Here is a 25211-nt window from a genome sequence, read left to right on the forward strand (position 1 = left end):
TCATCAGCACGGTAGGCGTTCGGCGGCAGCAACAGCACACTGCCACAACCCTGTTCACCCGCCTGCTCCGCCCACCGACGCGCCTCAGCACTGCCGTACGCGGCAACCCCGGGCATCACCCGGGCGCCCTCACCCGCGGCCTCCACCGCCGTACGCACGACACGGGCGCGCTCGTCGGCGGTGAGGGTCTGGTACTCACCCAGCGAACCGTTCGGCACCACACCGTCACAGCCGTTGTCCAACAGCCACCGCACATGCTCGGCATAGGCGTCGTAATCGACAGACAGATCATCACGCAACGGCAACGCGGTAGCGACCATGATGCCGCGCCACGGCCGCTCCGGAGTCCAGGTAGTGGTCATGCCAGCAAACCTTCCTCTGCAGTGGGACATCTACTTGACCGTCAGCCGCGCCCGGAGCGGGCGCGTTCCCGTGAACACGTCAGTAACATTTCACATGGCACTCTCGCTGCCAAGTCCCCCGGCAATCACGCCAATTCACCCCCGATCCCGGACACGGCTCGGTAACGGAGGCGCCTGCCCCTTGCCAGTACAATTTCACATTACTATGTTACCGGTCACATTTCAGCCACCCTGAATGGCTGTTCGACTGTTCACGGAGTGACCACTGATGAACAAGCGCACCCTTCACGCAGTCGCCACCGCCACGGCGGCGACCCTCGCTCTCGGCGCGGCCGCCTGCTCCAACGGCAAGCACTCCGGCAGCCGCGGCGGCGACGGCAAGAATCCGGCAACAGCCAACGTCGGCAAGGTGGTCGGCGGGACGCCGCAGCGCGGCGGCACGCTGAACGTGCTGTCCAACCAGGACTTCACCCACCTCGACCCGGCCCGCAACTGGGTGGTCCGCGACATGGACTTCGGCACCCGGCTGCTCTACCGCACCCTCGTGACGTACAAGGCCGCACCCGGCACCAAGGGCGGCGAGCTGACCCCCGACCTCGCCGAGGACCTCGGCACCTCCTCCAACGGCGCCAAGACCTGGACCTTCAAGCTCAAGAAGGGCCTGAAGTACGAGGACGGGACGCCGATCACCGCCCAGGACGTCAAGTACAACGTCGAGCGGTCCTTCTCCCCCGACCTGCCCGGCGGACCCGACTACGCGGCCCGCTACCTCGCGGGCGTCGACGGCTACCAGGGCCCGGCCGAGGGCGAGCACCTCGACTCCGTCAGGACTCCCGACGCCCGCACGATCGTCTTCGAACTCCGCAAACCCTTCGCGGAGTTCCCCTACGCCACCGTGCTGCCGACCTTCGCCCCGGTCCCGAAGGCGCGGGACAAGGGGCCCCAGTACGACAACCGTCCCTTCGCCTCGGGACCGTACAAGATCAAGTCGTACGCGCGCGACAAGGAGCTCGTCCTGGTCCGCAACCCCCACTGGGACCCGGCCACGGACACCGTGCGCAAGGCGTACCCGGACAAGCTGGTCGTGACGATGGGACTCAAGGCCAATCAGATCGACGACCGGCTCATCGCCTCCCAGGGCGCGGACGCGTCCGCCGTCTCCTGGGACAAGATGCGCCCCGAGTCCGCGCCCAAGGTGCTCACCAAGACCGACGTCACGGCCCGGCTGCTCGCCGAGTCCACCAACTGCACCGAGATGGTGCAGATGCACACCGGCCGCGCCCCCTTCGACAACGTCAAGGCCCGCCAGGCCGTGCAGTACGCCCTGGACCGCGAGGCGGTCATGACCGCCTCCGGGGGCCCCGCCCTCAACGAACCGGCCACCGCCCTCATGCCCGGCCCGCTCTTCGGCGGCAAGCAGCCCGACACCCTGAAGATCCCGGTCACCGGGGACGTGGCCAAGGCCAAGCAGCTCCTGGAGCAGGCGGGCAAGCCGGGCGGCTTCGCCACCAGCATCACCGTCTCCACCGGGGACAAGGGGGTCGCCGAGGCGGTACAGCAGTCGCTCGGCCGGGCCGGGATCAAGGTCACCATCGAGACCGTCGACCCGTCGGCCTTCTACGACACCATCGGCGACACCAAGAACCGCACCGACCTCGTCTACACCGGCTGGTGCCCCGACTACCCCTCCGGGTCGACGTTCCTCCCCTTCGTCTTCGACGGCCGTCACATCAAGGAGAAGGGCAACTCCGGCAACCACTCCCTCTTCCGCGACAAGCCCACGATGCGGCGGATGGACCAGATCGCCGCCATGACCGACGCCGCACAGGCCAACAAGGCGTGGCAGAAGCTGGACGGGGAGATCCTCGCCAAGGCACCGACGGCCCCCGCCGTCATCGAGCGCATGCCCCTGCTGCTCGGCACCAACATCGCGGGAGCCCACGGCCACACCTCTTTCGGAGGCGAGGTCGACTACGCCACGGTCGGGCTCAAGGACCCCTCGAAGAGCCAGGGTTGAGGGGCTGTCGCGCCATGACCACGCAGGCAAGGACACCGGCGAAGGCACCAGCGGCACCGACGGCGGGCAGCGGCCCCTGGCAGCTGGCCCGCGCGGAGCTACGCCGCCGCACCTCCGTCAAGATCGCCCTCGCCATCATCGCGCTCTTCGCCGTGATGGCCGTCGCCGCCCCTCTGCTGAGCGGCCTCGGCGGCTGGTCGCCCGACGAGTTCGACAAGACCGCCGTGGACCCCTACCTGGGCGGCCAGCCCATCGGCGCGCTCGGCGGGATCTCGACCGACCACTGGTTGGGCGTCGAACCCGTCACCGGGCGCGACCTGTTCGCCCGGGTCGTGCACGGCGCCCAGGTCTCTCTCCTCATCGCCTTCGCCGCGACCGCCATCGTCGTGGTCGCGGGCACGGCGGCCGGGATCGCGGCCGGTTACTTCGGCGGCCGCGTCGACGCCGTGCTCAGCCGGATCATGGACCTGACCATGTCCTTCCCCTCCCTCATCTTCATGATCGCGATGATGTCGGTGGCCAAGGACGTCAACCGGGTCCTGCTGATGACCGCCGTCATCGGCCTCTTCGGTTGGCCCGGCATCGCCCGGGTGGTCCGCGGCCAGACGCTCTCCCTCAAGCACCGCGAGTACGTCGACGCGGCCCGCGTGGGCGGCTCCGGCCCCTGGCGGATCCTCACCCGTGACATCCTGCCCGGCGTCGCGGGGCCGGTGATCGCGTACACCACTCTGATCATCCCCGGGATGATCGCCACCGAGGCCGCCCTGAGCTACCTCGGCGTCGGCGTGCGTCCGCCCACCCCCTCCTGGGGCCAGATGATCGCCGAGAGCGTCAACTTCTACGACACGGACCCCATGTACTTCGTGATCCCCAGCGCCTGCCTCTTCCTGACCGTGCTCGCGTTCACCGTGCTCGGCGACGCCCTGCGGGACATCCTCGACCCGAGAGGAAGCCGCACGTGATCGTCTATCTCGGCCGACGCCTGCTCGGCGTGCTCGGCGTACTGATCGCGATCGCCGCCGTCACCTTCACCATCTTCTACGTCCTGCCCTCCGACCCGGCCGCCGCCGCCTGCGGCAAGTCGTGCAGCGCCGAACGGCTTGCCGCCATCCGCGCCCACATGGGTCTCGACCAGCCGCTGTGGCGGCAGTTCTGGGACTTCCTGTCCGGCATCTTCACCGGCCGCACCGTCGGCAGCGGACCGTACGCGCTGCGCTGCGACTTCCCGTGCCTGGGCTACTCGTACGAGAGCAGCCAGGGCGTGTGGGACCTGCTCATGGACCGGCTGCCGGTCTCCGCCTCGCTGGCCGTCGGTGCGGCGGCCTTGTGGCTGGCGCTCGGCCTGAGCGCCGGGGTCACCGCGGCCCTGCGCAAGGACACCCTCCTCGACCGGATCCTGATGGTCGGTGCGGTGGGCGCGGCCTCGCTGCCGGTGTACTTCACGTCGATGATGCTCATCTACGGGCTCATTCGCACCGCGGGGCTGCTGCCCTATCCGCAGTACGTGCCCTTCGGCTCCGACCCCCTGGACTGGGCGTCGAACCTGCTCCTTCCGTGGCTGGCCCTCGCGATCCTGTACGCGGCCATGTACGCACGGCAGAGCCGCAGTTCGATGATCGAGACGATGGGTGAACCCTTCATCCGCACGGCCCGCGCCAAAGGGCTCCCGCGCCGCACGGTCGTCGTCAAGCACGGCATGCGGGCGGGCATGACCCCGATCCTGACCATCTTCGGCATGGATCTCGGCGGCCTCCTGGCGGGCGCCGTCATCACCGAGTCCATCTTCGGCCTGCCGGGTGTCGGGCGGCTCTTCTACGGCGCCCTGACCACCGGTGACCAGCCGGTCATCCTCGGCGTCACCCTGCTCGCCGCCACGTTCATCGTCGTCGCCAACCTGGCCGTCGACCTGCTGTACGCCGTCGTCGATCCCAGGGTGAGGCTGCGATGACCGACCAGCACTCCACACCGCTCCCGCGGCACCCCTTGTTGTCCGTCCGGGACCTGACCGTCACCTTCGCCACCCGGCACGGGCCGGTGCGGGCCGTGGACGCGCTCAGCTTCGACGTCCACCGGGGCCGCACGCTCGGCATCGTCGGCGAGTCCGGCTCCGGCAAGTCCGTCACCTCCATGGCGGTGCTCGGGCTGCTCACCGGCGCCGAGGTCACCGGTTCCGTCCGCCTCGGCGGACAGGAGCTGACGGGCCTGGCGGAGCGCGAGCTGAACCGGCTGCGCGGCCGCAGGATGGCCATGATCTTCCAGGATCCGCTCTCCAGCCTCCACCCGTACTACACCGTCGGCGAGCAGATCGCCGAACACCACCGCGTCCACTTCGACTCGCGCCGCCGGGTGGCCCGCGCACGGGCCGTGGAGATGCTCGCCGAGGTCGGCATCCCCGAGCCGCGGCGCCGGGCGGGCGAGTACCCGCACCAGTTCTCCGGCGGCATGCGCCAACGCGTGATGATCGCGATGGCGCTCGCCTGCGAGCCGGACCTCCTCATCGCGGACGAGCCGACCACCGCCCTGGACGTCACCGTCCAGGCCCAGATCCTGGAGCTGATCGCCCGGCTCCAGCAGGAGCGCGAACTCTCCGTCGTCATGATCACCCACGATCTGGGGGTGGTGGCCCGCGTGGCCCACGACGTCCTGGTGATGTACGGCGGGCGGACGGTCGAACAGGCCCCGGTGGACGCCCTGTTCGCCGCCCCCGCCCACCCCTACACCCGGGGCCTGCTCGACTCCCTGCCCCGCCTCGACGACACCGACGACACCCCGCTGCGGGCGATCCCCGGCAGTCCCCCGTCACTGCTCGCCCCCGCACCCGGCTGCGCGTTCGCGCCCCGCTGCACCCGGGCCGCGACCGCCTCGCCGAGCGAACGGCTGCGCTGCGCGACCGAGCGGCCCCTCCTCGGCGGCCCGGCCGACCATCCGGCCGCCTGCCACCTCCCCGCACACGAAAGCGTCCCCTCATGACCGCGAGCGCCACCGCGCAGCCTCTCCTGTCCCTCCGTGACACGGCCATGGCCTTCCCCGCCAAGCGGCGCGGCGCCGCGCCGGTACGGGCCGTCGACGGCGTCAGCTTCGACCTGGCACCGGGGCGAACGCTCGGCCTGGTCGGGGAGTCGGGCTGCGGCAAGTCGACCACCGGCCGGATGATCATGCGGCTCCTGGAACCGACCGGCGGCGTCATCACGTACGCCGGTCAGGACATCAGCCATCTGTCCCAGCGCGAGCTCAAGCCCCTGCGCCGCGAGCTCCAGATGGTCTTCCAGGACCCGCACTCCTCCCTCAACCCCCGCCAGACCGTGGCCCGCATCATCTCCGACCCCCTGCTGGCGCAGGGCAGTTCGGCGGCGCACGCCCGCGAGCGCGCGGTGGAGCTGATGGATCTGGTCGGGCTGATCCCCGAGCATGTCGACCGCTATCCGCACGAGTTCTCGGGCGGCCAGGCCCAGCGCATCGGCATCGCCCGCGCGCTGGCCACCGGCCCCCGCCTCGTCGTCGCCGACGAACCCGTCTCCGCCCTCGACGTCTCGGTACAGGCCCAGATCGTCCATCTCATGGAGCGCCTCCAGCGGGAACTGGGCCTTGCCTATCTGTTCATCGCCCACGACCTGTCCGTGGTCAAGCGGGTCTGTGACCGGGTCGCCGTCATGTACCTCGGACGCATCGTCGAGATCGGCGACAAGGAGCGGGTGTACGCGGCCCCCGCCCATCCCTACACCCGGGCGCTGCTCTCCGCCGTCCCCCTGCCCGACCCCGTGGCCGAGCGGGCCCGTGAGCGCATCACCCTGCTGGGAGACCCGCCGAGCCCGGCGGCCCCACCGCCCGGCTGCACCTTCCACCCCCGCTGCGCCAAGGCCCAGGCCCGGTGCCGCACGGAGGCCCCACTGCTGCGGATCGCCGTGCCGGGCGAGGCGCGGGAGGTCGCCTGTCACTTCCCCGAGGCGGCCTGAACCGCGTCCGTGCCCCCGGAACCAGCGCGGTTGCGGGGGCACGGACGTGCCCACCAGGCTCCTCCCCCACATCGGGGCGGCAGGAGCACCGGGGCCGTCGACCGGCGTCAGAAGTACCGTTCGAACGGCGTGGCGTCCACGGCGAGGAGACCGCTGAACGGCGTGTCGAGCTGATGGATGAGCATGACCAGGAAGGTGATGAGTGCTGAGAGACCCATGACCATGACCACGTGCGTGAAGCTCCGCCGCACACCGAACATGAACATGAACGCCACGGTGAGCGCGCCGCCAATGATCAACCCCAGCCACAGGACCGGGGAAAGCCCGCTGTCGATGTCGCCCTCGCGTCCGCGCCGCGCCTCGTCGAGGGCGGAGACCTGGGCCAGCACCTCCTGGGACGCCGAGTGCTGCGCCACCGTGGCGTCGTCGGGGAGCCGGTTGGCGTTGCGCACCCCGTCCAGGAGCCGCCATCCCCGCTGCCCGAGCGGCTCTCGCTCCGCCATCGTGGGCCACTCCGTGGTCACCACGTGGTGGACGTACGACCGCATCCCCGAGCGCACCCCGTCAGCCTGCGGCTCAGGGAGGGCGTCGGCCAGCAGCCGGACCTGGTGCGCGGCGCTCGCCTCCGCCTGGACGTGGTCCGCGGCACTGGAGCGGGCGTCCCACACGGACACCAGGGCGAGCCCGAGGACCAGGGCGTAGAGCACACCGACCATCATCGAGATGTACTCGGCCACGTCCTCGCGCGGTTCGTCGTCCGGGCCCAGTGGCCAGAAGCGGTGCTTCACCACGACGACGGCCGCGGCGAGCAGGGCGACGCCCAGGACGATGGCCAGGGTTTCGATCACCGGAACGGCACTCCTGTGGGCTGCGGTCCGCCGCCGGTCACAGTCGGCGCGATCCGAGGACGGCGGCCGCGATGGCGGCGGGGGTCAGCAAGAGGAAGAGGGCGGCGAGCAGGCCCAGGCCCGTGGGCCCGTCGCCCGGGCGGTAGAAGCGGCTCAGGAAGGAGCGGGGCTGGGCCTGTTGTTCCCGCGGCGGCACGGCCGCCGTGCCGCCCGTGTCCCCGCCCCCGGTCGCGGCTCCGGGTGGTGCCGCCGCCTCGCCCTCGGGGACGACACCCGGGGCCGCGATCCCGACGGGGGGCAGCGGAGGCACGGCGACGCCAGGCGGCACGGGAAGCACCGCGAGCGGCAGGGGGACCCCGGCGGGTGGGGGCCCGGCGAGCGCGGGCGGCGGTGCGGGAGGCGCGGGAGCGGGAGGCTTCACCGGCTTCGGAGCGGGCCGCGGACGGCCGGGGGCCTTCGGCGGTGCCGGTGGGGGCCGGGGGATCACGAAGCGCACGGAGGCGTCCGCGGTGAGCCCGGCCGGGGGAACCGTGTGGCCGCGGCGGCCGATCGTACGGATGCGGTCGCTGCCTTGGGCGCGCCCGCGACCGGTGTACGTCCCGGGCCCGCGTTGCACGACCGCACTGCACAGGGCGGACCGCCCCGGGTGCAGCGCGGGCACGACGGGCCGGTGGCCCCCGCAGTCGATCGCGTCGGCGGGGGCGGCCGGGTCGCTGATCCGGATGGAGTGGACCACACGGTTGCCGGGGTTGCGCACGGTGTACCGCAGGGTCGCCTGCTGCCCCTTGACCGTGACGGTCTCGGAGAGCGCGAGCCGACCGCCGACGCCCGTGTACCCGGACCGTGCTTGGGCCCGCACGGTGGCGGGCAGGGAGGGGATGCTGCCGGAGGCTCGCACGTCGTGCGCCCAGGTGCCGGGGCGTGCCCGCGTCTCCGCCGTGCACCTCGTGGAGCTGAGGCCCCGCAGCACGCGCACCCGGTCGCCGCCGCCGGGGCAGCGGATCGCCGTGCCCGGCAGCCCCGGGTCGCTCACGCGCACGCCGTACAGGCCCGCGCCACTGCGGTTGATCAGCCGGTACGTCTTCACCACCGGGTCGCCGACCCGGATGCCCGGTCGCAGGGCGGCGAGTCCGGGGAGGGTGTTGACGGTGACCTGGAGCACCAGCCCGTTCTCGCTGGGGCCGTCGGCCGCCGCCGGGCCCGCGCCGGGCAGTGCCGCCAGAAGGGACGCCGCCAGGAACGCCGTCACGCAGCGGCGGACGCGGCACCTGGCAGGCGCGGCTCGCCCCTCCTGTTCGATCATCACATCAATATCGGTGGGCGCACAGCTCCCACGTCACTCGGCGCGCCCCGGTGGGCGTGCGGCGCCCCTCAGGTTTCCGTCGAATGGCGCAGCTTGCCCTCAGACACCGGCCGAGGACCGGCCGCGCCAACCGACCGGCAGCGTGTCGAGCTTCCTGAACTTCCAGCCGCGCGGCCGCACCTCCCGTACCGGGTGGAGTTCCGGGAAGTGCTCCAGGAGTTGCCGCAGCGCGCCTTCCGCGACGGCCGGTACGACCTGCGCGGCAAGGCACTCGTGCCCGCCGAAGCCGAGTGACATGGGAGCGGCGGTACGGGCGCGCAGCAGGTCGAACCGGTCGGCGGCGGGGAAGGCGGACTCGTCCCGGTTGGCCGACGCGATGCCGGGTGCCACCGGCGCGCCTGCGGGCAGTTCCTGGCCGCTCAGGGCCACGGTCCGCGTCGTGAGCCTGCCGACGGTACCGACCGGGGCGGCCCAGCGGATCCCCTCGCGCACCGCGGCGCTCAGCAGCCCGGAGTCCGCCCGCAGGACTTCCATCTGCTCCGGATGCGTGAGCAGGGCGTGCAGGGTGTTGCCCCCGAGCCAGCCCGGCTCCCGTACCGCGCTCGTCATCATCCGGACCGTGGCCAGGGCCTGCGCGGTGGCGGCCGACGCGTCGGCCGCCGGGCAGCCGGCGTGGACCAGTGCCGACAGCGGAGAGCCGTCCGGCTGTGCGTGCAGTCGCGTCAGGTGCGGTCGCAGTACCCGCGTCATCTCGGCCGACACGGCCGCGCCCAGCTCGTGCGCCGCCGTGTCTCGGGAGGGGTTGTACAGGGCCGCGGTCAGACCCGTCGACCAGCGGGTGAGCGTGGCGGTGTCGATGCCGTCGACGCCGTCCAGGCCGAGCAGCCACGCCGCCGTGGCCACGGAGACCGGTTCGAAGTACTCGGCCATCAGATCGGCCTCGTCCCGGCCTTCCAGGGCGCGGAGCCGCTCCGCGCCGACGGTCTGCGCGTGGGCGGCGACGACGGGAGCCGCCTCCTCGCCGAACCGGTCGCCGATGGCTGCGCGGATCGCGGTGTGCCGGTCGCCCTCCTGGTTCAGGACGTTCTCCGCTCCGCAGTACGTGGACAGCGGAGAGGCGTCGTTGGTGGTGGTGAACGACTCGGGGCTCGTCAGGATGTGACGCACGTCGTCCCAGCGGGTGACGAGCCACGCGCCCACGGCGGGCACCCAGGCCACAGGCTCTTCGCTACGCAGCCGTTCATAGGTCGGATAGGGGTCCGCCTCAAGGCGTTCCACAGTGATGCTCTCGGCCAGCGCAGACAATGTTCCACCCTTCAGGCAGAATTCGCCGATCTTTCCCAATGCCTGAAATCCTAACCAGCCCGGGGAGGCAGGCAATCTGACACGAATTACCTAGTACGCAAGAATCAGAATGCGTTGCCAAGTGGCGACCATGGAGGTTCTCACCCAGGATCATGGACACTTACCCGCTCTACAAGGACGACTGCGCGTTCCTGCCGAAATGGCCAGGACTTCCCGTCGGAAACGGCGAGGGAAAGCACGTACCGAATCACCAGGGCAAGGAGAACCCGCCCATGTTGCGTCCCATTCACGCCGACCGGCGTGAGGAAGTGCTGCCGGTCAACCCCTTGTACAGCGGGCTCGTCCCGCCCGGCGGGGTCCCGCGTTTCCAGCTGTCGGACAAGTCGATGTCGGCGGACGCCGCACGCGCCCTCATCCGCGACGAGCTGATCCTGGAGTCCCACGCCCGGCTCAATCTGGCGACGTACTGCACCACCTGGATGGAGCCGCAGGCGAAAGAGCTGATCGCGGAGTGCCTCGACCGGAACCTGATGGACCACGACCAGTACCCGCAGACCGCGGACATCGAGACACGCTGCGTCAACATCCTCACCAATCTGTGGAACGACCCGGACGGCGTCGGCGTCGGCTGCTCGACGGCGGGCTCCAGCGAGGCGGCGATGCTCGCGGGGCTTGCGATGAAATTCTCCTGGCGCAACCGCCGCCGGGCCGCCGGGCTGTCCACCGACCGGCCCAACCTGGTCATGTCCACCGCGGTACACACCTGCTGGCCGAAGTTCTGCCGCTACTGGGACGTCGAACCGCGCTACGTCCCCATCAGCGAGCCGGACTACTGCGTCGACCCGGCCGCGGTGGCCGCGGCCTGCGACGAGAACACGATCGGCATGGTCGCGATCCTCGGCTCCAGCGCGCTGGGCAAGTACGACCCCGTGGCCGAGATCTCGGCCGAGCTCGACCGCCTCCAGGCCGACCGGGACATCAACGTCCCGATGCACGTGGACGCCGCCGTCGGCGGGTTCGTCACGCCGTTCCTGGACCCCGAGCGGATCTGGGACTTCAGGCTGCCCCGGGTCCGGTCGATCAACGCCTCCGGCCACAAGTTCGGGCTCGTCTACCCGGGAGTCGGCTGGATCGTCTGGGAGGACCGGTCCGATCTCGCCGAGGAACTGGTCTTCGACTGCGAACTGCTCGGCGGCTGCGTGCCGACGTTCACGCTGAACTTCTCCCGCTCCGGCGCCCCGGTCGTCGCGCAGTACTACAACTTCCTGCGCCTCGGCTTCGAGGGATACCACGCGGTGCAGGAGACCTCCCGCGAGGTGGCGGGCTTCCTGGGGAAGGAGATCGCGCGGATCCCCGGCCTGGACGTCATCGCTGACGGCACCGATCTGCCGGTGGTCGGCATCCGGGTCCGGCCGGGCGAGGACGCGATGACGGTGTTCGACATCCACGACCGCATGCGCCGCCACGGCTGGCAGATTCCCGCCTACCACCTGCCACCCGACCTTGAGCACATCGGAGTACTCCGCGTCGTGGTCCGCCATGGATTCAGCCAGGACATGGCCGAGCACCTCGTGCGGAACCTGCGCACGGAGGTCGCCTCCCTGCTCGAGGGAAGCGCTCGGCCGTGACCGCGATGTCCCTGGTCAGCGGCAGAGCCTCGGCCATGCCGAGCAGTGGCGAGGAGGACGTGTGAGCACGTGCGTGGGCCCGGGCGCCTCCTGCGGCGGCCAGGAGTCGGACAGCGCCGCGCGCGCCCTGCTGAAGGACGTATCGGAGCGCCTGAGCGAGCTCAACCGGATCGTCCTCCATCTGGAGGGCCTGCTGGGCACCTGCCCGGTGGCGCCCGCCCCGCAGCCCCGGGGCGGCGCCCCCGCGCGATCCCGCGACGGCATGGCCCGCGTGCTGCGTGAAGCCCGGCTCACCCAGCGGGAGCAGGACGTGGTGGAGCTGCTGGCGCGCGGCTTGTCCAACCGCCGTATCGCCTGCGACCTCAAGATCTCGGAGCCGACGGTGAAGAACCATCTGCGCGCCGCCTTCCTGAAGCTCGACGTCACGGACCGCACGCAGGCGGTCGTGAAGATCCTGCACGCCTGAGACGCGTCCGCCCGATGGCATCGCCCCGGACGCGGAGGGCTCGGGGCTCTACTCCCTCGGGTGAATCCCGCCGGATCGGCGGTGTTGCCGAAGACCTCGACCCGTTAGTCGCGCGGCATACGCCGTCCTCAGGAGTGTGATCTGAAATGAGCATGAGCGCGGGAACAGTACTGTTCGCGACGCGGGAGACGGGCGCGGGTTCCGGGGCCGTCGCCGAGCAACTGCGGCGGATCGCAAGCGAGTTGGAGGCGCACGGCGTGGACGTGCGGTGGGCGGCCGACGCGCGGGACGCGCAGGCCGTGCTGCGCACGGAGGCCGGTCTGGCCGGGGCGATGGTGGCCTGGGACCTGGATCCGCAGGCCGGGTCCGACGGCGCGGCGGGCGGCGGCCCTCAGGTGCTGGGGGCGATCGGGCAGCGGTTCAAGGACCTGCCCGTGTTCCTGTTCATGCCGCAGGACTCGGACGGCGAATTCGATCAGCTCCCGCTGTGGGTCGCCGAGGTGGTGACCGGCTATGTCTGGCCCCTGGAGGACACCCCCGTCTTCATCGCCGGACGGGTGGCTTCCGCCGCGCGTGCCTATCAGGACGGCGTACTGCCGCCGTTCTTCAAGGCACTGCGCCGCTTCGACGACGCGCACCAGTACTCCTGGCACACGCCGGGGGTGTCGCGTTCCTGAAGTCCGCCGCGGGGCGGGCGTTCTTCGACTACTACGGCGAGCGGCTGTTCCGTACGGATCTGTCGATCTCGGTCGGGGAACTGGGCTCCCTCTTCGAACACAACGGTCCGATCGGTGAGGCCGAGCGCAACGCCGCCCGCGTCTTCGGCGCCGAGCGCACGTACTTCGTGCTGCACGGGGACTCCACCGCCGACCGCATGGTCGGCCACTTCAGCGTGATGCGCGACGAGATCGCGCTGGTGGACCGCAACTGCCACAAGTCGGTGCTGCACGGCCTGGTGATCTCCGGCGCACGCCCCGTCTACCTGGTCCCGACCCGCAACGGATACGGGCTCGCGGGCCCGCTGCCCACCGCGCGCATCGACGCGGACGCGGTGCGAGCACGCGTCGCCGACCACCCGCTCGCGGCGGAAGCCCGCTCCCCGCACGCGCAGTACGCCGTGCTCACCAACTCCACCTACGACGGCCTGTGCTACGACACGGTCCAGGTCGCCCGCACTCTGGCGCCCAGCACGCCGCGGCTGCACTTCGACGAGGCGTGGTTCGCGTACGCCCGCTTCCACCCGCTGTACGCGGGGCGCTACGGGATGGCGGTCGGGCCCGACACCTTCGAGGGCCCGACGCGGCCCACGGTCTTCGCCACCCAGTCCACGCACAAACTGCTCGCGGCGCTCTCCCAGTCCGCGATGGTGCACGTCAAACCCTCGCCCCGCGCGCCCGTCGAGCACGACCGGTTCAACGAGGCGTTCATGATGCACGGCACCACCTCGCCGCTCTATCCCGCGATCGCCTCCCTTGACGTGGCCACCGCCATGATGGACGGCCCTCAAGGGCAGGCGCTCATCGACGAGGCGATCACCGAGGCCATCCGGTTCCGCCGCGCCGTCGTGCGCACCGGCCGCCACATCGCCGCCGCGGGCGACCGTCCCGGCTGGTTCTTCGGCGTGTGGCAGCCCGACACCGTGACCGATCCCGCCACCGGCGAACGCGTGGACTTCGCCGACGCGCCGCCTTCCCTGCTCGCCCGGGACTCCCGCTGCTGGGAGCTGGAGCCCGGCGCCGACTGGCACGGCTTCGAGGGGCTGTCCGAGGGCTCTTGCATGCTGGACCCGGTGAAGGTGACGGTCACCTGCCCCGGCGTCACCGCCACGGGGCACACCGCGCAGTGGGGCATCCCGGCCCGCGTCCTGACGACCTACCTCGCCACCCGTGGCATCGTCGTGGAGAAGACCGACAGCTACACCACGCTCATTCTCTTCTCCATGGGCATCACCAAGGGCAAGTGGGGCACCCTGATGGATGCCCTGACGGACTTCAAGGCCCTCTACGACAGTGCCGCCCCGCTCCAGCGGGTGCTGCCCGCTCTCGTGGACGCACACCCGCACCGCTACACCGGGCTCACCCTCAAGCAGCTGTGCCAGGACATGCACGAACACCTCACCGAGGCGGAGCTGATCGGCGCCCTCGAGACCTTCGACCGCGCCTTCCCCGGCTTCCACAGCGAGACCCACGGCGTCACCCTGGACCCCACCACCGGTGACTACCTCATCGAATGCGTCACGCCACAACCGGAGCCCCACCTCTGACCGGCGTGCGCCGGTCAGAGCCACCACTGTGCGCGGGTCACCGCCGCGGCGCTTGCTCAGCGGTCGGAGTAGCTGAAGTCGCCCATGGTCCAGGCGCTGACGTCCTCGATCGCCACCCGGTACATCCCGCCCGTCTCCGGGATGCCCACCGTGCCCTGCAGGATCCGGGCGACGTGGAAGTGCAGATGAGCGGGCGGCCCCTCCTTCTTCGCAGGCGCGTCGAAGACTTCGGAGAACTCGCCCAAGCGGTCCGAATCCGCCAGCACGTCCGACACCCGCTGCCTCCACACTGCCTCGGGAGCCAGCCGACCGGTGATGACAGCTCCACCGGCGATCACGGTCAGGGACATCTGGTTGCTCCGCCCGGACTCCACCAGGGCGGCGACATCAACGAGCAGCTCGTCAGGCTTCGACATGGACCCCATTGTATTTGCCGACGACAGGGGCAGGTCAGGCCATGCCCTGGAGGCGCCAGATCTGGTTCTTCTTCCAGGTCAAATCGTTCGCCGGGTCGCAGGGCCACTGGTGGATCCTCGCGCCGGGATCGGTGGAGATCCCGCTGACGTCCACGCACTTGCCGCTGTGCGCCGCGACCAGTTGGTAGTCCTTGCTGTTGCCGAGCGCGGTGACGGGCTTGAGGGTGAACATCTGGTGTGTGCTGCCGTTGCAGGCCCACTGGACGACGGCGGCACCGTCGGCCGTGGACGCGCCCGAGACGTCCAGGCACTTGCCGCTGTGCTCATTCACGAGGGTGTAGGTGTCCGCCCGTCCGGCGACCGGCTTGAGGTCGAGCATCTGCTGGTAGCCGCCCTCGCAGGGGTACTGCTGGTACTGCGTGGCGTCGTCCGTGCTGAGGTGGGTGTCGTCCAGGCACTGACCGCTGTGCTGGGCCACCGCGGTCGTGGAGACGGTGGTGTGGGACGGGGGCAGCAGGGTGACGGTGTAGCCGTCGGCGGCGTCTGTCCACGGCACGCTCACCGAAGCGGAGTTGCCGCTGACGGTCAGCGTCCGATCGGAGACCGTCACCGGCCCCGTCACCGCGCCGCCGCCGTTGTTCGGTATGCGCTGGACTACCGCGCGCACCCGGCCGTTCTCCACCACCGACGTGGTGTCGAGACGGTTGAGGTCGACGGTGACGTTCCCGGTGGTGCCGTTGTTGCCCAGCAGGATCTTCGCGTTGCGCGCGGAGTTGTCCTTCGTCGCCACCCCGTCGGTGTGCGTACCGGGCGCGAGCTTGACGACGGTGCCGGTCTGGGAGCCGTAGTACCGGTACAGGAACCACTCGCCCAGCGGCAGGTACTGACCGCCGGTCTTGGTGAGCAGGTTCGCCGCGAAGTCGTGCAGGCCCGCGCCCCACGCCCAGTTGGCGCGCATGCCGTCCGCTCCGGCTCGCTCCAGACGGGAGATGTACCAGCCGCCGCGGCCGGGGTTCTGCTCGTTGCTGGCGCCGTACTCGTTGACCTGGAAGGGGCGGCGCGTGGTCATCGACCGTGCCGCCAGCTTGGCGTTGACGGCGCCCGCGTCGGTGACGGGGTCGCCCGGCAGGTCGTGCCAGCTGTAGACGTCGGGTTCGGCGTTGTGGGCCTTCACGTAGTCCAGGTACGTGTTCCACCAGGGGCCGCCCCAGTCCGCGGAGGGCTTCCCAGCGGTACTGGGGCCGACGATGACGGCGCCCGGGAAGGCGGCCCGGATCCGCTGGTGGGCCCGCTTCCACATCTCCAGGTACTGGGTCTGGGGCCGGTCCCAGAAGGCGGAGTAGTCGGGCTCGTTCCAGATGTCCCACTGGATGTCGGTCATGCCCGCGGCCTTCGCGTCGGCGAGGAGGCGGTCGTAGAACGCGTCGAAGCGGGACCAGTCGCCGTTGTCACCGGGGAAGGTCGGCTTGGTGGTGCCGTCGGCGCCCCACAGGTCGTGCGGCAGGATGACGAAGGTGCCGCCCAGCGCCTTGGTGCGCTTGTACTGGGCGAGGGTGGACTTCCACCGGCGGTCGTACTTGCCCGCGACCCAGCCTCCCGGGCTGTCCAGCTGGGCGCCTCCGGCCCGCAGGAACTTCCACTTGATGTCCTTGTAGAAGTGGTCCTGGGGCAGCGAGCCGTCCTCGGTCATCCCGTAGAGGGTGCCGGAGGCGCGGTGCGTGGGGGCGCCTCCTGCGGCGGAGAAGTCGACGGCGACGGTGGTGTCCGCGGCCTGTGACGGGGCGGCGGGCACCAGGGTCGCGGCCAGGGTGGCCAGGAGGACGGCCACGGACGCGAGAGCCCCGCGTCGGGTGCTGGTCGCGGGTCCTGAGGGGGTGGTGCGCGGCTTCATTCTGCGGCTCCTGGAGTGGAGGGAGAAGGAGGACCGGGGCCCGATCGGTCCCGGGCTTGGCGGGCGGCGGCCGGTCAGCGGCCGTCTCGGCGTGCGTGGGCTTCGGCGAGGAGGAGGTAGGCGGCGGCGGTCCAGGTGTAGGCGCGGTCGCGCAGGCCGGTTCCGGTGACGGCGTCGAAGTTCTCGGCGAAGCCGTGGGTCTCGCACAGGGCGCGGAAGCGGGCGCTGATCTCGTCGGCGAGGCGGTCGTGGCCTGCGCGGCGCAGACCGTCCTCGATGAGGACGGTGGCGGGGGCCCAGATCGGGCCGCGCCAGTACCCGTCGGAGAGGTAGTGGGGTGAGGTGGGGAGCTCGGTGGCCAGGCCGTAGGGGGTCAGGTGGGTCTCGATCCGGGCGGCCAGGGTCTTGCCGATGTGCTCGGGCAGGTGCTCGCCCAGTGCCATCGGCATCAGGTCGAGGAGGCTGGAGCTGGCCCAGGTCGCGGCGGTGTCGACACCGCGGGCCACGAACCGCTCCCCCGTCCACAGTTCGTCGAGCATCGCGGCCTGGGTCGCCTCGGCGGTGCGGGACCAGTGCCGGGCCTCGTCGGGCCGGTCCAGTTCGGTGGCGAGGCGGGCGAGTTCGCGGAGCTGGAGGATGAGGAAGGCGGCCAGGTCGGCGGCGACGACCACGCGCTCGGGGTCGAAGGTGGTGGCGTTGTCCCAGCCGCTGTCATTGCCGTGCTGGTAGTGGGGCAGGGCGGCGCCCGGTGCGCGGCGGGCGGTGAGCCAGAAGTCCGTCCACCGGGTCAACCGGCGGTAGATGTCGGCCAGTTCCACCCGGCTGAGGGGCTCGGGAAGCCGTCTGCGCAGGTGGGACAGCGTCCAGCCGTGGATGGGCGGTTTGACGAAGTTGTAGAGGACCTCGGAGTGGGTCACCGAGTCGGGCAGGGCACCGGTCTCGTCCTGGTGGTCGAAGGGCAGGGAGAACTGGTCGCGGGCCAGGGCGGGGGCTCCGGGTGCCAGGGCGAGCGCGTTGAAGCAGTGGTCCCAGCTCCAGACCTTGTCCATCCAGTGCTTGGACATCAGCACCGCGGGCCTGGTGACCAGGGACGCCGGGCGGACCGTCGCCGACCACAGGACGTACGCGGCGAGTTCGGCGGCCGGAGTCGCGGACGAGCGCCAGGGTGCCACCGCGTCGACGAACGCGCCGAAGGCGTGCTCCGCGGTCGCCACGACGGCGTCGAACGTCCCCGAGGGCGTGTGCGGGAGGCGTGCGCTGTCCAGTTCCTCGATCGCCGCCTCCCAGACTCCGCCGGGGTCCGCGCTGACGGTGACGCCTCGTTCGCCGCTCCCGAGGGTCTGGCTGCCGGACACCTCGGCGACGGAGCCCGACAGCACGGTGATCCGGTAGCGGCGCCCGGTCTCGTACGAGGTGAACACGTACGAGCCGTCCACCGGGTCGCGGTAGAAGTAGGTGCCCGTGAAGGGGGTCAGGGCGCCCGCCGCAGCGGTGATGCGCAGGCCGAGTCCGTCCCCGCGCAGGCGGACGGTGTCCGGTGCGGCGTAGGCGAGGGCCACGCGCCCTTGCTCACCGGTCCAGCTGAGCAGGGCCGGGGCCGCCTCGACGCGGGTCCCGGCCCGGTCGCCCGTCGTCGTGTCGAGGGGCGTGAGGCGCAGGACGGCGTGCATGCCGTTCTGGTGCGAGACGAGGTGCGGGTCCTCGGCGCGCACCCGCTCCGCCAGTACGGGCGAGACGCTGAACCAGGAGCCGTACGTGCTGAACGGGATGTCGTGGAGCGAGAAGGCCGGGCCGGATCGGGCGGCGGTCATGGGGCGTGACTCGATTCTTCAGCAGGGTTCAGCAGGAGTCGGCAGGTCTTCAGCAGGGGGGCCGACCGCGGTGTGGGGCGGTCAGTCCTTGACGGCTCCGGCCGTCACCCCGGCGGCGACATAGCGCTGGGCGAGGACGAGGATCACCGTGGCCGGGAGTGAGGCCACGACGGCGGTGGCCATGATGGCGTTCCACTCCTGGTTGTTGTTGCCGATGTAGTGGTAGATGCCGAGGGTGATCGGCTCGTGGGCACCGCCATTGGCGAGGGTGCTGGCGAAGACGAAGTCCGACCACGACCACAGGAACGCGAACAGCGACACGGTGACGACCGAGTTGCGGCTCATCGGCAGCACCACGGACCGGAAGGTGCGCCAGGGCCCGGCTCCGTCCATCTGCGCGGCCTGGAGCAGTTCGCCGGGGATGCCGGACATGAACGCGGTGAAGATCAGTACCGCGAAGGGGACGGCGAGGGTGGAGTCGGCGACGATCAGCCCCGCGACGGACTGGAGCAGGCCGAGCTGGAGGTAGATGGCGTAGAAGCCCATCGCCATGATGATGCCGGGGATCATCTGGGCCACCAGGAAGAGGAAGCTCAGGGCTCCCCCGCCGCGCGGGCGGAGTTTCGCGAGGGCGTATCCGGCGGGGGCCGCGAGCGCCACGGTCAGCACGACCGTGCCCAGACCGATGACGAGGCTGGTGCCCAGGTAGGGCAACTGCTGGTCGAACACGGCGCGGTAGCCGTCCAGCGTGCCGTGCGCGGGGAACAGGTCGGGCGGGGACTTGCGCATGTCCTGGTCGCGGGTGAAGGACACGTTGAGCATCCAGTAGACCGGGAAGAGCATGACGGCGGTGAGTGCCAGGCCGAGACCAGTCTTCCATGCCGTACCGCGGGGCCGACGCGACTGGTTCATGCCAGTGCCTGCTTTCTCTGGACCCTCAGGTACACGAGGCCGAAGACGAGGGCGGCGACGACGAGGAGGTTGCCGACGGCCGCGCCGGGGCCGAAGTCGGGCAGGAGGCTCCCGAAGCCGAGCTGGTAGGACCAGGTGGCGAAGGTCGTGGACGCGTCCGCCGGGCCGCCCTTGGTCATGATCCAGATGATGTCGAAGACCTTGAGCGTGTAGACGAGGCCGAGCAGCAGGGTGATCGCGGACACGGGGCGAAGGAGCGGAAAGGTGATGCTCCAGAAGCGTCGCCAGGCGCTCGCGCCGTCGAGGGCGGCCGCTTCGTAGAGGCTGTGCGGGATGGACTGAAGGCCGCTGTAGAGCACGACCAGGTTGAACGGCACACCGATCCAGATGTTCGCGATGATCACCGAGGTCAGTGCCCACTGAGGGGAGGTCAGCCAGTTCACCGGACCGATGCCGACGGCGTGCAGAGCCGCGTTGACGACACCGGAGTCGCTGTTCAGCATCCACGACCAGGTGGAGGCCGACACGATCAGCGGCAGCAGCCACGGCACCAGGAACAGCGCCCGCAGGGTGGCGGAGAGCTTGAAGTGCTGGTGGAAGAAGACCGCGAGGGCCAGGCCGATGGCGTACTGGAAGAACAGGCACACGGCGGTGAAGACGACGGTGTGGGTGAGTGCCGGGGCGAAGGTCGGGTCGTCGAAGACCGCCCGGTAGTTCGCGAGGCCGGTGAACGGCGCGTCGCCCTGGACGAAGGAGCGGACGGTGTAGTGACGCAGGCTCAGGTCGAAGTTGCGGTAGAGCGGATAGGCGTAGAAGAGGACGAGGTAGACGGTCACCGGGGCGAGGAAGGCCCAGGCGGCCCACTGCTGTGAGGTGGGGCGGCGGCTCCGGTGGGCGGTGGGGGGCGGGGCGGCGGTGGCCGCCGCGTCGTTCCGGTCACGCGCCGGTAGCCGGTCCGGCAGGTGTGTCATGCGATTCATCAGCGAAGCCCTGGGTCGCGGTTGCCTGACGGTTTACTTGACGGCGTCCTGTGCCGTGGTGAGCGCGTCCTTGGGCGACTTGGAGCCGCTGAGGGCGGACTGGACCGCCTTCCACAGCCGCTCGGAGATCCTCGGGTACTTGGTGCCCAGGTCGTCACTGGTGCGCCCCTTGGCGGCCTTGACCGCGTCGACCCAGGGCTTCAGCTCGGCGCTCGCCGCCACCTGCTTGTCCTGGACCTCGCTGGTGGGGGCCACGTAGGACAGCGTGGTGTCGGTGTCGTACAGGTTCTTGGCGCTGGTCAGGCAGGACGCCAGCGTGCGGGACGTGGCGTAGCGGCCCGAGTCGCCCTGGACCGGGACGGTGACGAACTCGCCACCCGCCGGGGCCGCGGCGGTCCCGCCCGAGGCGCCGGGAATGGGCAGGACGCCGTAGCCGAAGTCGGCCTTCTCGGCGGCTGCGAGCTGCCAGGTGCCGTTCTCGGCGAAGGCGTAGTCGCCGCTGGCGAACTCCTGCCAGCTGTTGGTCTGGTTGTTGTTGAGCACCGAGTTCGGCGCGTACCCGTGCTTCAGCCAGTCGCTCCAGAGCGTCAGCGCCGAGACGCCCTCGGGCGAGTCGAGTTCGGTCAGCTTCGCGCCCGAGCCCCAGAACCAGGGCAGGAACTGGAAGCTGCCTTCCTCCGTGCCGATCGCCGAGAAGGTGATGCCCTTCCTTCCGGCCTTCTTGACCTTCGCGAGGGCCGCCGTCAGCGACGTCCAGTCCTTGACCGAGGCGACGTCCACCCCGGCCGCCTTCAGGACCTTCTTGTTGTAGTACAGGGCCAGGGTGTTGGCGCCGATCGGCATGCCGTAGGTCTTCCCGCCGGACCGACCGGCCGCGAGCAGGTTGGGGTCGGCCTTGGAGGTGTCCAGCTCGGTGTCGTCGGTCGTGGTGAGCACGCCCGCCTCGGCCAGGGTCGACACCACCGGGTTGTCGACGATGAGGACGTCGGCGGAGTTGTCCTGCTGCGCCGCGAGGAGCGCCTTGTTCGACAGGTCGGTGCCGTCGAAGGCGGTCCGCTTGACCTTCACACCGGCCTTGGTGCCGCAGTCATCGAGCAGCTTCGCCCAGGCCGAGGTCTTGTCGAACTGCGGGTAGGGGTCCCAGAGGGTGTACGTGCCGCTGTCGGCGCCCTTGGCGCCCGCGCTGCCGGAGCAGGCGGTGCCCGCGACGGCCACGACGGTCGACGACACGGCGGCGAGAAGCCGTCTGGAGAAGCTGTGCATGGCGGGTCCTTGGCTTGGGGCACACGTGTGCCGTGGCAGGGGTGACAAGGGGAAAAACGGCACGCCAAACGGCGATGGGGAAGAGAAGGGCAGAGAAGGAGGGAGAGGACGGGTGTAGGGGTCAGGCCGCGCCGGATGAGGTGCCGGTGGCGGGTCCGGTGCTGGCCCGCAGGGAGATCGGCGGTACGAGCAGGTGGTGCCGGGGCGGCGCGTCGGGATGGTCGATCCGCTCGACGAGCAGCTCCACGGCCCGTCGGCCCATCTCCTTCGCCGGCACGTCGGCCGCGGTGAGCTGCGGGGTCACCGTCTCCGCCCATCGACCGGCCACGACCCCGGTGACGGAGAAGTCCCGCGGCACGTGGCGGCCCGCCCGCGCGAGCCCCCGGTAGAGGCCCCCGAGCGCGGCCTCGTTCAGCGTGACCAGGGCCGTGGTGGCCGGGTCGTCGCGCAGGATCCGCTCCAGGCAGCCCTGGCCCGAGGCGGCATCGTCCCCGCAGCAGTACGCCCGTACCGTGAGGCCGCGATCGGCCGCGGCCTTCGCGAACCCGTCCAGGCCCCGGTGCGCGGACTCGTATCCGGCCCGCAGCAGTTGCTCGGGCCGGTTGACGAACGCGACCCGGCGGTGACCGAGATCCGCGAGGTGGTGCACGCAGGCCGCCGCGAGCGCGGTGTGGTCCAGGCCGACCCACCAGCCGCCCTCGGGGTGCGCGGTGCGGCCGATGGCGACGGACGGGAAGCCAAGGTCGGCCAGGTGGTCGACCCGGTCGTCCCGCAGCCTGATCTCCATCAGGATCGCCCCGTCGACCCGCCGCTCGCCAAGGAGTCGCTGGAAGGAGCGGTCGCTGTCCGCACCGCTCGGGGACAGCAGCACGTCGTAGTCGTACGCCGCCGCGGCCTCCACCACACTGCCGATGAAGTCCAGTTGCATGCCGGTGTAGTGATCCCCGGCCGGTGGGAAGACCAGGCCGATCGTGTCGGTCCGGCCGTTGGCCAGGGCCCGCGCACTCGCGTTGGGCCGGTATCCCAGCTCGTCGATGACCCGCTGGATCTTCCGGCGGGTGTCCTGCGACACCGGACGCTTGCCGCTCAGGGCATACGACACGGTGCTCCGCGAGACACCAGCCCGCTTGGCGATCTCAGCGATGCTCACGACGACTCCTTTGTCGAACCGATTCGCCCGTCCCGGAAGGGCGTGGGCCGTTCGTACGCAGAGAAATGGGAGTGGTGCGTCGCCCCCGGTGTCGAACCGGTTCGCGTCGTTGGGAAGTTAGGAGCCAATCCTTCCGAGTGTCAATACCTCGCGCAGACCCTCGGAAACACAGGGGAAATCCGTCGGGGCGCCGCCATGGCGGCCATGCCGTCGCCACGCGTCGCGCCCACACGTCCCGGCAACGCCACGGATGTCGGAGGTATTGACGCGCCCCGACTCCCCCACTTAACTTCTGCCCGACTTCACGAACAGTGTTCGGCTTTTCGAACAAGCGCTTCGACCGGCAGGGAATGGACCGCGCGGCATTCCTCCGGCCGATGACCGCGACAGCACACCGCAAGACGCGCCAACGGTCACCGCCAGAAGGCGGAGGACGCCACCGCCGACCGGCTCTGGACGGGATGAGGCCGCGCCGATCTCCGGCTCGACGAAATTCCCTTCCCGATCACGGCAACCCTTCTTGGGCGTGGCGCCGACTGGCCAGTGACCCGGGCCCCGACCAAGGCCCATTACCCCAGAAAGGCATGCCGTTGCCAGATCAGAACCGCTCTCATCGCCGCCGTCCGGCAACCCGCCGCGTGCTCGCCGCCGCCGTGGTCCTCGCCGCCGTGGGTGCCGCCGTACCGCTGGTCGCCAACGCCGCGAACACGCCGAAGGACCGCGCGCCGACCACGGCCGCCGAGGCGGCGGCCGCCAAGGGCCGCTACTTCGGCACGGCGGTGGCCTCGGGCAAGCTCGGCGACTCGACGTACTCCACCCTTCTCGACCGGGAATTCAACATGATCACCCCGGAGAACGAGATGAAGTGGGAGACCGTCGAACCCTCCCGCGGGAAGTTCGACTTCGCCCCCGCCGACAGGATCGCCAGCCACGCCTCCGCGCACGGCCAGCGCCTGCGCGGCCACACCCTCGTCTGGCACTCCCAACTGCCCAGCTGGGTCGGCTCCATCCGCGACGCCCACACCCTGCGCGGTGTGGTGAACAAGCACATCACCACCACGATGAAGCACTACAAGGGCAAGATCTACGCCTGGGACGTGGTCAACGAGGCATTCGCCGACGGCGGCAGCGGCCAGCGCCGCGACTCCGTGTTCCAGAAGGTGCTGGGCGACCGCTTCATCGAGGACGCCTTCCGCACCGCCCGGAAGGCCGACCCGGCGGCCAAGCTCTGCTACAACGACTACAACATCGAGAACTGGTCCGACGCCAAGACCCAGGGCGTCTACCAGATGGTCAAGGACTTCAAGTCCCGCGGCGTGCCCGTCGACTGCGTCGGATTCCAGAGCCACTTCGAAAACGGGGGCCCGCCGCCCAGCTTCCAGAAGACCCTGTCCAAGTTCGCCGCGCTCGGGGTGGACGTCCAGATCACCGAGCTCGACATCGCCCAGGCGCCCGCCACCGCGTACGCCGACGCCGTCAAGGCATGCCTGAGCGTCGCGCGCTGCAAGGGCATCACGGTGTGGGGCATCCGCGACAAGGACTCGTGGCGCACCGGCAAGAACCCGCTGCTGTTCGACGACAGCGGCAACAGGAAGCCCGCCTACGACGCGGTGCTCGCCGCCCTGGGCGGCGGCAGCGGGACACCTCCCCAGGCCCGGGGCTCCAAGGCCGGTGCCCACAAGGCGCGGAAGGGCAAGGCGTGTGCCCTTCCGTCGACGTACCGGTGGAACTCGACCGGTCCGCTGGCGCAGCCGTCGCACGGGTGGTACTCGCTGAAGGACTTCACGGCCGTGAAGTACAACGGCAAGACCCTGGTCTACGGGACGAACGCTTCGGGATCGGGATGGGGCTCGATGGCGTTCAAGCCCTTCACGAACTGGTCCGACATGGCCTCGGCCCCCCAGACCGGCATGAGCAAGGGCTCGGTGGCGCCCAAACTGTTCTACTTCGCGCCCAAGAACATCTGGGTCCTTGCCTCCAACGGGTGGGGCACCCCCTGGCCCTTCACCTACCGCACGTCCAGCGACCCCACCAACCCCAACGGCTGGTCCGACCCGCAGCCGCTGTTCACCGGCAAGCTCCCGCAAGGCGGCCCCATCGACCCGACCGTGATCGCCGACGGCCAGAACATGTACCTGTTCTTCGCCGATGACAACGGCAAGATCTATAAGTCGACCCTGCCGATCGGGAACTTCCCGGGCAGCTTCGGCTCGTCGTACACCACGGTCATGAGCGACACGGCGAAGAACCTGTTCGAGGCGCCGGAGGTCTACAAGGTCCAGGGCCAGAACCAGTACCTCATGATCGTTGAGGCTCGGGGTGCGAACGAGCACCGCTTCTTCCGCTCGTTCACCGCCTCCAGCCTGAACGGTCCGTGGACCCCGCAGGCCGCCACCGAGTCCAACCCCTTCGCGGGCAAGGCCAACAGCGGTGCCACCTGGACCAACGACATCAGCCACGGTGACCTGGTCCGCGCCAACCCCGACCAGACCATGACCGTCGACCCCTGCAACCTGGAGTTCCTCTACCAGGGCAGGACTCCCAACATTCCGCCGAACACCCCCTACGAGAAGCTGCCGTACCGACCGGGCGTCCTCACCCTGAGGCGCTGACCCGTCTCGATACGCACCACAGAGAGGAACC

At 70.4% G+C, this 25211-nt stretch carries 19 protein-coding genes and 1 pseudogene; 9 read left to right on the plus strand and 11 right to left on the minus strand.

The genetic code is table 11. From position 1 onward, the window contains the following. On the minus strand, positions 1–362 hold a 362-nt coding region (locus tag ACIG3E_RS31590), incomplete at its 3' end, for a dihydrodipicolinate synthase family protein (protein WP_399622986.1). A 268-nt stretch (positions 363–630) separates the two neighbouring features. On the opposite strand from ACIG3E_RS31590, the gene ACIG3E_RS31595 reads away from it, so the two are divergent. The 5 genes from ACIG3E_RS31595 to ACIG3E_RS31615 are packed head-to-tail and all read left to right on the plus strand — an operon-like array spanning position 631 to position 6332. Then, positions 631–2379: an ABC transporter substrate-binding protein gene (locus ACIG3E_RS31595; RefSeq protein ID WP_399622987.1), complete on the plus strand. Its 1749-nt coding sequence runs from the start codon at positions 631–633 to the stop codon at positions 2377–2379. A gap of 14 nt (positions 2380–2393) precedes the next feature. Next, complete coding sequence (locus ACIG3E_RS31600) at positions 2394–3341, plus strand: ABC transporter permease (protein ID WP_399622988.1); 948 nt, start codon at positions 2394–2396, stop codon at positions 3339–3341. After that, the gene (locus ACIG3E_RS31605; protein ID WP_399622989.1) at positions 3338–4327 is read left to right on the plus strand and encodes an ABC transporter permease; all 990 of its coding nucleotides are present in this window, start codon (positions 3338–3340) and stop codon (positions 4325–4327) included. Before ACIG3E_RS31600 ends, ACIG3E_RS31605 begins: the two co-directional genes overlap by 4 nt. Continuing rightward, on the plus strand, positions 4324–5349 hold the full coding sequence (locus ACIG3E_RS31610; protein WP_399622990.1) for an ABC transporter ATP-binding protein: 1026 nt from the start codon (positions 4324–4326) through the stop codon (positions 5347–5349). The genes ACIG3E_RS31605 and ACIG3E_RS31610 overlap by 4 nt, the downstream gene beginning before the upstream one ends. Then, entirely contained in the window at positions 5346–6332 is a 987-nt protein-coding gene (locus ACIG3E_RS31615; protein WP_399622991.1) for an ABC transporter ATP-binding protein, read from the plus strand. Before ACIG3E_RS31610 ends, ACIG3E_RS31615 begins: the two co-directional genes overlap by 4 nt. Before the next feature lie 107 nt (positions 6333–6439). Here ACIG3E_RS31615 and ACIG3E_RS31620 read toward each other — a convergent pair whose 3' ends face one another. The 3 genes from ACIG3E_RS31620 to ACIG3E_RS31630 all read right to left on the minus strand — a co-directional run bounded on the left by ACIG3E_RS31620 (position 6440) and on the right by ACIG3E_RS31630 (position 9788). Then, positions 6440–7180, minus strand: coding sequence for a hypothetical protein (locus tag ACIG3E_RS31620; RefSeq protein ID WP_399622992.1), 741 nt, complete (start codon positions 7178–7180; stop codon positions 6440–6442). 37 nt (positions 7181–7217) lie between these two features. Beyond that, on the minus strand, positions 7218–8483 hold the full coding sequence (locus ACIG3E_RS31625) for a hypothetical protein (RefSeq protein WP_399622993.1): 1266 nt from the start codon (positions 8481–8483) through the stop codon (positions 7218–7220). Positions 8484–8582: 99 nt separating this feature from the next. After that, complete coding sequence (locus tag ACIG3E_RS31630; protein ID WP_399622994.1) at positions 8583–9788, minus strand: cytochrome P450; 1206 nt, start codon at positions 9786–9788, stop codon at positions 8583–8585. A gap of 272 nt (positions 9789–10060) precedes the next feature. On the opposite strand from ACIG3E_RS31630, the gene ACIG3E_RS31635 reads away from it, so the two are divergent. From ACIG3E_RS31635 to ACIG3E_RS31645, 3 genes and pseudogenes are all read left to right on the plus strand, one after another. Further along, the gene (locus tag ACIG3E_RS31635) at positions 10061–11416 is read left to right on the plus strand and encodes a glutamate decarboxylase (protein ID WP_399622995.1); all 1356 of its coding nucleotides are present in this window, start codon (positions 10061–10063) and stop codon (positions 11414–11416) included. Positions 11417–11477: 61 nt separating this feature from the next. Further along, positions 11478–11882, plus strand: a complete 405-nt coding sequence (locus ACIG3E_RS31640) for a response regulator transcription factor (protein WP_399622996.1) — start codon at positions 11478–11480, stop codon at positions 11880–11882. Between the two features lie 152 nt (positions 11883–12034). Continuing rightward, positions 12035–14145: pseudogene (locus tag ACIG3E_RS31645) on the plus strand (Orn/Lys/Arg decarboxylase N-terminal domain-containing protein). A 56-nt stretch (positions 14146–14201) separates the two neighbouring features. Here ACIG3E_RS31645 and ACIG3E_RS31650 read toward each other — a convergent pair. From ACIG3E_RS31650 to ACIG3E_RS31680, 7 genes are all read right to left on the minus strand, one after another. Continuing rightward, positions 14202–14561 (minus strand): hypothetical protein, encoded by a 360-nt coding sequence (locus tag ACIG3E_RS31650; protein ID WP_399622997.1) that lies wholly within the window; start codon positions 14559–14561, stop codon positions 14202–14204. 34 nt (positions 14562–14595) lie between these two features. Continuing rightward, a complete protein-coding gene (locus ACIG3E_RS31655; protein WP_399622998.1) occupies positions 14596–16452 on the minus strand; it encodes an RICIN domain-containing protein in 1857 nt (618 codons plus the stop codon). A 74-nt stretch (positions 16453–16526) separates the two neighbouring features. Then, positions 16527–18263 (minus strand): amylo-alpha-1,6-glucosidase, encoded by a 1737-nt coding sequence (locus ACIG3E_RS31660; protein ID WP_399622999.1) that lies wholly within the window; start codon positions 18261–18263, stop codon positions 16527–16529. 81 nt (positions 18264–18344) lie between these two features. Continuing rightward, on the minus strand, positions 18345–19175 hold the full coding sequence (locus tag ACIG3E_RS31665) for a carbohydrate ABC transporter permease (RefSeq protein WP_399623000.1): 831 nt from the start codon (positions 19173–19175) through the stop codon (positions 18345–18347). Continuing rightward, on the minus strand, positions 19172–20155 hold the full coding sequence (locus ACIG3E_RS31670; RefSeq protein WP_399623001.1) for a carbohydrate ABC transporter permease: 984 nt from the start codon (positions 20153–20155) through the stop codon (positions 19172–19174). The genes ACIG3E_RS31665 and ACIG3E_RS31670 overlap by 4 nt, the downstream gene beginning before the upstream one ends. A gap of 33 nt (positions 20156–20188) precedes the next feature. Further along, positions 20189–21418, minus strand: a complete 1230-nt coding sequence (locus ACIG3E_RS31675) for an extracellular solute-binding protein (protein ID WP_399623002.1) — start codon at positions 21416–21418, stop codon at positions 20189–20191. Positions 21419–21539: 121 nt separating this feature from the next. After that, the gene (locus tag ACIG3E_RS31680; protein ID WP_399623003.1) at positions 21540–22568 is read right to left on the minus strand and encodes a LacI family DNA-binding transcriptional regulator; all 1029 of its coding nucleotides are present in this window, start codon (positions 22566–22568) and stop codon (positions 21540–21542) included. A 584-nt stretch (positions 22569–23152) separates the two neighbouring features. On the opposite strand from ACIG3E_RS31680, the gene ACIG3E_RS31685 reads away from it, so the two are divergent. Continuing rightward, positions 23153–25180, plus strand: coding sequence for a non-reducing end alpha-L-arabinofuranosidase family hydrolase (locus ACIG3E_RS31685; RefSeq protein ID WP_399623004.1), 2028 nt, complete (start codon positions 23153–23155; stop codon positions 25178–25180). Positions 25181–25211: the final 31 nt, after the last annotated feature.

This window comes from Streptomyces sp. NPDC053474 (genome assembly GCF_044544845.1).
In the GTDB taxonomy this organism is placed as follows: domain Bacteria; phylum Actinomycetota; class Actinomycetes; order Streptomycetales; family Streptomycetaceae; genus Streptomyces.